We start from the raw sequence: 4,645 nt of genomic DNA, 5'->3' as shown, positions 1-4,645 counted from the left end.
TCACGGCTTAACAGCCGCCAAAACAACCCCACATTGATTTTCAGATACCCGGTACCTTTTTCCTTCAACCGGACGTAATTACGCTGCCCTCGCCGGTAACACTTCACCTGATATTGCGCCTTACGGCGAAAGGACAGCGGTGCCGTCAGTGGGACATGCAGGCCGGGCATGATTTCCGTTAATTTTCCTGACATCGTTTCCTGTATGATCCGTTTTAGGCCTGCTTTTTCGCGCAGGTCATTCCTGATGCCTCTTCCTGTTGCCACTCTTTGACCGCATTCCAGACCGAGGTCAGCGAAATATCATGATGCTCTGCCACATCCATCATGATATCCAGTCCCTCGGCGCTGTCCGCATCCCTGAGTTTTGCCGCCTGCCAGCGTTGCCACAGGTCACTGTTTTCTTCTTCCGTCAGCACCGACACCCGCCCTGACTTCACGGCAATCCCGGCAATACGCCGGCGCGCTGCCACTTCCAGACTGGACAGGCCAAAAAAATAGTGCATCAGGTCAATCGAACCACTGAGCTCCAGTGCCCGGTCAATGCGCTGCATCCGCTGCTGCTCGATACGCGCCTGATGTAAAATGCGGGCCAGATTGGCGTGATGAATCTGCACACTCAGCACCGAGACCGGGCTGTTGCCCAGATAATGCAAATCCTCAATCGTCAGACTCTGTAACATCAGCATTTCCGAGGGGGCCAGCCCCAGTGCTTCGCAACGGCGGATATAGCCGTTCTTCAAATCCATCACCAATTGCAACAACAGGCTGTTGGTCGCTTGCGATAAATGATTCATACACTTCCTCCATCATCAGGCCAGTCAAAACACAATGAATGAACAACACACTGAAAAGCAGGCACCCCGGACCGGCATCGCTACATCGTCAAGGTCTCCGGTGCCATGCTGCGCTGAAGTTCACGCAGGCGGCGGATAATCCGCAGCAGCCGCAGAAACTTCACGGTCTGACTGTCATCCAGCAAGGGCAGTGCCGCCCGTTCGGCAGTCCCGAGCAGAACAGCGGTCAGCGTCAGTTCACAACGGTCAGCAGAAATCTCCCCGGTCAGGGCGTGCAATAAACAGGAAAAAGGGTGCACATCCGGCCTGTCAGTCAGACAAAACCCTGCCGACCGCGCATCCGATACCGCCTGCAAATCGCGGTCACAGCCCATCACTTCGGCCAGTTCAAACGCCAGGCGAAATGCCATATTTTGCAGATGCTCGATATCATCCTGCATCGGGGAAATGTGCCAGACGGAACTGACCGGCTCCAGCCCGGCCTGGGCAAAATGAAGATCGTCAGCTTCAGATGCAGACAGTTCCGGTTCAGATGAACTTTCCGGCTGATAAGGCGGGATCATCGGATTGTTTCGGGAAGACGGGGCAGGCGCGAGAGCCTTATCGACCGGAGCGCATGGTGTCTTCGATGCCGGTGCCGCATCCGTGGCGGGTTGAGCAAAAATTTTTGGAGTCGATCCCCTGTCTGACGCCCGGTTCTGATCCCCTTGACTCATCTCAGGCGCTGCCGTTTCAGGCTGTTCCGGTACAGGATCAGAATCAAACGTGGCGGCCTGTTCGCCAAAGAGCTGCCGACGGTTATTTTCCTTCGGATCGAGTTCCAGTACCCAGCGGTCATAATTCAGCTGCGGATGCGGCAGTACCTGCAATAAATCCCCAATCAGTTCATCAAGGAACATCTCCGGTGCCCAGTCTTCCTGTGCATCAAATTTGCGGCAACAGGCTCCAAAGACTTCATCAAAGGTGACGGCGGGTTCCGGGTTTATACTGAAGATATATTGCTGCCAGACGGCCTCGGTATTCTGACGCAGCATCAATAAAGGGCGTATCTGAGGCGTTCCCAGCCCGGACGCCAGCAGATTCGGCATCCACGGATACAGGTATTGCACAGTATCCTCCATCCGGCTGATATGGCTGGCACTGACGGGAAAACCGGCCGCATTCAGCTGCGCGGACAATTCACGCAATGTGATCTTTTTTTGTTTTTGTTCTTCGTAAATGGCTCTGGCCTTGCTGATCCCTAACGCTTTTTCAATAAAACTGAGTTCCCCACGCAGTTCATTTTCCGCCAGATGGCCAATCACGCACTGCAACCGCCCCGGCCACGGTTTAAACAGGCAATGAATACGGTAGAAACGCTCATCACCTGTTTCCTGCCACAGCTCGGACAAAATCTGATAGCGGGTATTGCCGCCATCGCTGAAAATATAGACCGCTTCGCCTTGCGGATCGCGGGTGACTTTCGGCACCGTATCCAGCCCACGGGCTTTGATGGAGGCTTTGATATCGTCAAAGCGCGGATTCCGGCTGGTGCGGGGGTTATCCGGGTTGGGGCGGAGTTGATCCAGCGTCAGTACCATCGGCATTTCTGCCATCGGTTGACTGTCATGGATTGTGGCCATTGCCTGACGCCCTTGTTGTAACAGGGCATGGCCTAAATTGAGGTGCTTACCGGTCATCGCTTATCCCCCCGCCAGATATATCCTGAAAACGGGTGTACTTACCGTTAAATTGCACACGCACCGTGCCCGTTGGCCCTTGACGCTGTTTACCGATGATGATCTCGGCAATCCCTGCCTCCGGGGACTCCGGGTGATAAACTTCATCGCGATAGAGGTGCAATATCAGGTCGGCATCCTGCTCCAGCGAGCCGGAATCCCGTAAATCACCGTTGTTGGGGCGTTTATCAGAACGATTTTCGACTTGTCGATTCAGCTGGGACAGCGCCAGTACCGGGCAGCCCAGTTCTTTGCCTAACGCTTTCAGGCTGCGGGAAATCTCCGCAATCTCCTGTGTCCGATTTTCCTGCCCGGGGGCACTCATCAGCTGAAGATAATCCACCATAATCAGAGCGGGGTTGCCGTATTTGCGGGTATAACGGCGGGCGCGGGCACGCAGTAATGCAGGCGTCTGGTGACTGCAATCATCGATAATCAACCGCTGATCCCAGCGGGAAAACTGCTCCAGACTCTGGCTGATGCGGCCCCACTGCTCATCATCCAGTATCCCGCTGCGCAGGGCACTCAGAGAAACCCCGCCTTCCATGGCGGTGAGACGCAGCATCAGTTGTGCCGCCGGCATTTCCAGACTGAAAATCTGCACCACCGCATTTTCCTGAAGACGCAGGGCTCCGAGGCAACAGGCCAGCCCCAGTGCGGTTTTACCCATGGAAGGACGAGCGGCCAGCAAAATGAGATCCCCGGCCTGCAAGCCACAGGTTTTTTCATCCAGCAGCTGAAATCCGGTGGGGGTTCCGGTTATCCCGTTGCTGCCCTGTATGCGTTCCAGATGGGTGATCAGACTGTCTGCCCCCTGTAACAGGGTCATTTCCTGCTGCTGCCGGGCTGCTCCTTTTTCCGCCAGATTAAACAGCTGGCTTTCCGCCTGCGCAATCAGGGTGTCTGACTGAATAGTTGGCTGAAAAACGTCAGCGCTGAGGGATTTTCCCAGTGCCAGTAACTGACGTAACCGGCTTTTTTCCGCCACAATACGGGCATACTCCTCAATATTGGCGGCACTCGGCGTGTTTTTGCACACTTCGGCCACATAAGCAAAACCGCCAACTTGATCGATTTGCCCGCGTTGGGTCAGCCTGTCGGTCAAGGTGATCAGGTCAAACGGGCAGTTTTTTTCGCTCAGTTCAGCGATGGCCTGAAACAGTATCCGGTGAGCCGGGAAGTAAAAATCGTCGGCAACCAGTAACAATACCACCGTATCCCAGCGATCATTGTCCAGCACCAGTCCGCCCAGTACCCCGACTTCGGCATAGGCATAGCTGGGTGCCTCTTCGCTGATGATCTTCAATTGTTCATGCGTCATCCCCATCGGCGACCTCCTGACTGACCGCATTCAGGGCGGCGATTAAACGTTGTTGCAAATGAGGCGCGGAAACCCAGAACAGCACTTCTTTTTCGGTCAGATATTGCGGCTGGTCATTTTCCCAGCCACATTCCAGCAAGGCTAAATCCGGAACGGCATCAGGGCACATAGCCTGCCTGCGCAACTCTGCTTCATTACGGGGGTAATAGTGCTCTACCTCGTGCGGGGAAATGTCGAGAATAACGGGCAACAGCAGCTGAAGTTTCGCTTGTGCGGTTTCACGATCCGGCGCATCCACAAAAACAAACCATTCATCATCACTGAACAATAATTCAATCGTCTCATAACGAAAGCAGACGGCACGCCAGATAACATTCATTGCGCCTCTCCTGTCGGTTGCTCAATCAGTACCGCATCGAATTTTTCTGCCCATAAGGGCACTAACTCGCAGGCAAGGCGATGCATGGTGATCGCCGCCGCCGGGCTTTTACGGGTGGTTTTATATTCAAGACGATGCACGGGCTGGGCACGGACATGCCCCAGTTTGTAGATATCCAGCAGGTCTATCCGGGTGTCCAGCAGTTGGTAAACCTGCCTGCCGCCCAGCGCGGAAGCATCATAGCGTTGATGACGGATAATATCAGTCAGTTCACTCAGCGTATCCCGGTCAAGGTTCGTGCCTTCAATCCCATTGACCAGTATCTGAATAGCCGGCAGACGAACACCGTAGTTTTCAAAAGGCCGGAGTCGGATCAGCATCCGCAAAGTGCCACGCAGGAACTCACGGACATCGGGTAAAATAGGCTTGAT

5 protein-coding genes and 1 pseudogene are annotated in these 4,645 nt (G+C 54.6%); all 6 read right to left on the bottom strand.

All coding sequences use genetic code 11. The annotated features are described in order from the left end of the window. Positions 1-266, bottom strand: a 266-nt coding sequence (locus FE394_RS16300) for a ParE family toxin-like protein (protein ID WP_419836354.1), incomplete at its 3' end; no start/stop codon positions are given. Next, positions 215-796, bottom strand: coding sequence for a DUF2857 domain-containing protein (locus FE394_RS16295; RefSeq protein ID WP_319927408.1), 582 nt, complete (start codon positions 794-796; stop codon positions 215-217). The genes FE394_RS16300 and FE394_RS16295, both read right to left, overlap by 52 nt. An 80-nt stretch (positions 797-876) precedes the next feature. Beyond that, a complete protein-coding gene (locus FE394_RS16290; protein WP_319927407.1) occupies positions 877-2,475 on the bottom strand; it encodes a ParB family protein in 1,599 nt (532 codons plus the stop codon). Next, the gene (gene dnaB-PI, locus FE394_RS16285; protein WP_319927406.1) at positions 2,465-3,841 is read right to left on the bottom strand and encodes an SPI-7-type island replicative DNA helicase; all 1,377 of its coding nucleotides are present in this window, start codon (positions 3,839-3,841) and stop codon (positions 2,465-2,467) included. Before dnaB-PI ends, FE394_RS16290 begins: the two co-directional genes overlap by 11 nt. Next, on the bottom strand, positions 3,825-4,214 hold the full coding sequence (locus FE394_RS16280; protein WP_319927405.1) for a hypothetical protein: 390 nt from the start codon (positions 4,212-4,214) through the stop codon (positions 3,825-3,827). Before FE394_RS16280 ends, dnaB-PI begins: the two co-directional genes overlap by 17 nt. After that, positions 4,211-4,645, bottom strand: a pseudogene (locus tag FE394_RS16275) (ParA family protein); the annotation flags it as partial. The pseudogene FE394_RS16275 and the gene FE394_RS16280, both read right to left, overlap by 4 nt.

This window comes from Xenorhabdus littoralis, from assembly GCF_033949345.1.
GTDB classification, from domain to species: Bacteria; Pseudomonadota; Gammaproteobacteria; order Enterobacterales; family Enterobacteriaceae; genus Xenorhabdus; species Xenorhabdus littoralis.
The sequence above is the reverse complement of the archived record's forward strand: the minus strand, read 5'-3'. Positions and strand labels throughout refer to the sequence as shown.

Bases quoted from the DNA above. Each gene is read 5' to 3' on its own strand.
- FE394_RS16295 (WP_319927408.1), bottom strand. From the start codon at position 796: ATGAATCATTTATCGCAAGCGACCAACAGCCTGTTGTTGCAATTGGTG.
- FE394_RS16290 (WP_319927407.1), bottom strand. From the start codon at position 2,475: ATGACCGGTAAGCACCTCAATTTAGGCCATGCCCTGTTACAACAAGGG.
- dnaB-PI (WP_319927406.1), bottom strand. From the start codon at position 3,841: ATGGGGATGACGCATGAACAATTGAAGATCATCAGCGAAGAGGCACCC.
- FE394_RS16280 (WP_319927405.1), bottom strand. From the start codon at position 4,214: ATGAATGTTATCTGGCGTGCCGTCTGCTTTCGTTATGAGACGATTGAA.